The sequence below is a fragment of the Halobacterium sp. CBA1126 genome, from assembly GCF_009741975.1.
GTDB lineage: Archaea > Halobacteriota > Halobacteria > Halobacteriales > Halobacteriaceae > Halobacterium.
In genome coordinates this window covers 1-2,557 of sequence record NZ_WPCF01000178.1, presented here as the reverse complement: position 1 = coordinate 2,557, position 2,557 = coordinate 1, and the positions used below count along the sequence as shown (strand labels likewise).

Below are 2,557 nucleotides of genomic sequence, written 5' to 3'. Positions count from 1 at the left end.
CCGGCACGGTCGGCGCCGCCACAGGCTACAATCTCGCGCTCCGCGACGTCGCCGACGAGCTCGTGTTCGTCGACATCCCGGACAAGGAAGACGAGACTGTCGGCCAGGCCGCGGACGCGAACCACGGGGTCGCCTACGACGCCAACACCGAGGTCTACCAGGGCACGTACGAGGACACCGCGGGCTCGGACGTGGTCGTCGTCACCGCGGGGATTCCACGCCAGCCCGGCCAGACCCGCATCGACCTCGCGGGCGACAACGCCCCCATCATGGAGGACATCGGGTCGTCGCTGGCGGAGCACAACGACGACTTCGTGACGGTGACGACGTCGAACCCCGTCGACCTCCTGAACCGCCACCTCTACGAGGCCGGCGACCGCGACCGCCACAAGGTCGTCGGGTTCGGCGGCCGCCTCGACTCCGCGCGGTTCCGCTACGTGCTCAGCCAGCGCTTCGACGCGCCCGTCCAGAACGTCGAAGCCACCATCCTCGGCGAGCACGGCGACGCCCAGGTCCCCGTGTTCTCGAAGGTGCGCGTGAACGGCGCCGACCCCGAGTTCTCGGACGCCGAGCGCGAGGAGATTCTCGAGGAGCTCCAGCAGTCCGCGATGGACGTCATCGAGCGCAAGGGCGCGACCCAGTGGGGGCCCGCGACGGGCGTCGCCCACATGGTCGAGGCCATCCTCCGGGACACGGGCGAAGTGCTCCCGGGCTCGGTCGTCCTCGACGGCGAGTACGGCCTCGACGACGTGGGCCTCGGCGTCCCCGTGAAGCTCGGGTCGAACGGCGTCGAGGAGGTCGTCGAGTGGGACCTCACGGAGTACGAGCGCGACCAGCTCGGCGAGGCCGCCGAGAAGCTCTCCGAGCAGTACGAGAAAATCGCGTAAGTCGCCGCGGCCCGCTCCTCAGGCGGGCGCGACCTCTTTCGTCACGTCGTCCGGCTCTTCCTCCGCGTCCTCGGCCGCCGGTTCGAGGTCCCGTATCGGCACCGCCTCCCAGTGGTGGCACATCGCAGCCGCTACTACGTAGTGTGTTACCATAAAACTAGGCGGGCTGCGGGCGCGCCTCAGACGACCTGCTCGCCGTCGTCGTCGTAGACCGCGATGGCGTCCACGGGACACGACCGCGCCGCGAACTTCGCGTCCAGCTCCGCGTCCTCGGGGATTTCGCGCGCGAACACGTCCTCCTCGACTTCCTCGCTGTCCCGCAGCACGGCCTTCCCGGCGTCCGTGTCCTCCTCGAAGGCGTCCCACTCCGCCACGCACTGGAACATCCCGATGCAGACGTCCCGGTCGAACTCGACTCGCATACTACGAGGTGGTGGCGCCCCGCGTATATCGTTGCCGGGCTAGGCGGAGTTGTCACGGCCGAGGAGCGAGCGACGACGCCCCGAACACCTCGAAAGCCCCGGCGCTGTCGCGGTCGCTCGTGCGCTCACGACGCGAGGACCGCAGGCCGACGGCCGAGGACCGCAGCGAGTGAGCGGACGCGAGCGCACGGGGGCTTTCGAGGTGTTTGAAACTGCCTTCCCGAAGAAGGCGACGGAGCAGAACGAGAGCGCTGTTCGCCCGGTGCGACAGTTTAAACCGCGGGACGCGCGTATCCCGGGCTAATGAGAGTCGCGGACGTACCCGGGCTCCCCGACGGGGTCGCGGACCACCTCGAGTCGGGGGGTATCGAGGAGCTGTACCCGCCGCAGGCGGAGGCGGTGGAGGCGGGCGTCGCCGAGGGCGAGAGCCTCGTGGCGAGCGTGCCGACCGCCAGCGGGAAGACCCTGATCGCGGAGCTGGCGATGCTGTCGGCGGTCGAGCGCGGCGGGACCGCCCTCTACATCGTGCCGCTGCGCGCGCTCGCCGGCGAGAAGGCCACGGAGTTCGCGGAGTTCGAGCAGTTCGGGCTCTCCGTGGGGGTCTCCACGGGGAACTACGAGGACGACGGCTCGCGGCTGTCCGAGAACGACGTCGTCGTCGCGACCTCCGAGAAGGTCGACTCGCTGGTGCGCAACGGCGCGGACTGGATCGACGACCTCTCCTGCGTGGTCGCGGACGAGGTCCACCTCGTCGACGACGACCACCGCGGGCCCACGCTCGAGGTGACGCTGGCGAAGCTGCGCCAGCGCGTTCAGGACCTGCAGGTGGTGGCGCTGTCGGCGACGGTCGGGAACGCCGACGAGATAGCCGAGTGGCTGGACGCCGAGCTCGTGGACTCGGAGTGGCGGCCCATCGACCTGCGGACGGGCGTCCACTACGGGCAGGCCGTCCACTACGACGACGGCACGCAGGAGGAGCTCGCGACCGGCGGCAGCGACAGCCAGACCGCCGCCATCGTGGCGGACACGCTCGCGGACGACGGCTCGACGCTCGTGTTCGTGAACTCCCGGCGGAACGCCGAGGCGGCGGCGCGCCGGCTCGCGGACGTGACCAAGCAGGGCATCAGCGACGACGACCGTCAGCGCCTCCGGGAGGTCGCCGACGAAATCCGGGGCGTCAGCGACACGGAGACCAGCGACGACCTCGCGGACGCCGTCGAGCAGGGGGCGGCGTTCCACCACGCCGGC

At 70.4% G+C, this 2,557-nt stretch carries 4 protein-coding genes; 2 read left to right on the top strand and 2 right to left on the bottom strand.

Annotated features, from left to right (window positions below; genetic code table 11):
* A partial coding sequence (mdh, locus tag GJ634_RS14880; protein WP_157503616.1) for a malate dehydrogenase occupies window positions 1–887 on the top strand: 887 nt, incomplete at its 5' end.
* Between the two features lie 18 nt (window positions 888–905).
* Here the strand turns inward: mdh and GJ634_RS16515 are convergent.
* Both GJ634_RS16515 and GJ634_RS14875 read right to left on the bottom strand, forming a co-directional pair.
* Window positions 906–1,040 (bottom strand): hypothetical protein, encoded by a 135-nt coding sequence (locus tag GJ634_RS16515; protein WP_269449543.1) that lies wholly within the window; start codon window positions 1,038–1,040, stop codon window positions 906–908.
* A gap of 26 nt (window positions 1,041–1,066) precedes the next feature.
* Window positions 1,067–1,309: a ferredoxin gene (locus tag GJ634_RS14875; protein WP_157503615.1), complete on the bottom strand. Its 243-nt coding sequence runs from the start codon at window positions 1,307–1,309 to the stop codon at window positions 1,067–1,069.
* Between the two features lie 303 nt (window positions 1,310–1,612).
* On the opposite strand from GJ634_RS14875, the gene GJ634_RS14870 reads away from it, so the two are divergent.
* The coding region (locus GJ634_RS14870; protein ID WP_157503614.1) for a DEAD/DEAH box helicase at window positions 1,613–2,557 on the top strand (945 nt) is incomplete at its 3' end.

What these genes read in the sequence shown, in the direction of transcription:
- GJ634_RS14875 (WP_157503615.1), bottom strand. Translation starts at nt 1,309, where the DNA reads ATGCGAGTCGAGTTCGACCGGGACGTCTGCATCGGGATGTTCCAGTGC.
- GJ634_RS16515 (WP_269449543.1), bottom strand. Translation starts at nt 1,040, where the DNA reads ATGGTAACACACTACGTAGTAGCGGCTGCGATGTGCCACCACTGGGAG.